The organism is Priestia sp. SIMBA_032 (assembly GCF_046535215.1).
Classification (GTDB): domain Bacteria; phylum Bacillota; class Bacilli; order Bacillales; family Bacillaceae_H; genus Priestia; species Priestia aryabhattai.
Map to the genome: position 1 here is coordinate 1 of NZ_JAWRXD010000871.1, position 263 is coordinate 263.

Annotated in this window: 1 protein-coding gene; it reads right to left on the bottom strand. The window is 63.9% G+C overall.

All coding sequences use genetic code 11. The features are described from left to right. A partial coding sequence (locus tag SB717_RS36805) for a thiamine pyrophosphate-dependent enzyme (protein WP_410908018.1) occupies positions 1 to 261 on the bottom strand: 261 nt, incomplete at its 3' end. Positions 262 to 263 lie beyond the last annotated feature (2 nt).

The following is a 263-nucleotide window of genomic DNA, read 5'->3' on the forward strand; positions in this document are numbered from 1 at the left end:
GCCGCAGGCAAGCAGCTTGGTCCGTGACCGGGCGCCGCTGACGGTCAAGGTGGGGAACATCGCGGACAGTCCGGCCTCGAAGTCCGTGGGCCGAAACCGATTGATACTCGGGGTGTCCGGGAAGTAGAGCTGTTCACGGGTCACGCACATTCCGTGGGCATCGTTGTTGAACAGGACAACGGTCAGCGGCAACCGGTGTTCGATGGCGGTGTGGATCTCCATGCCGTGCATGAGGAATGCCCCATCGCCGGCCAGGACCACCG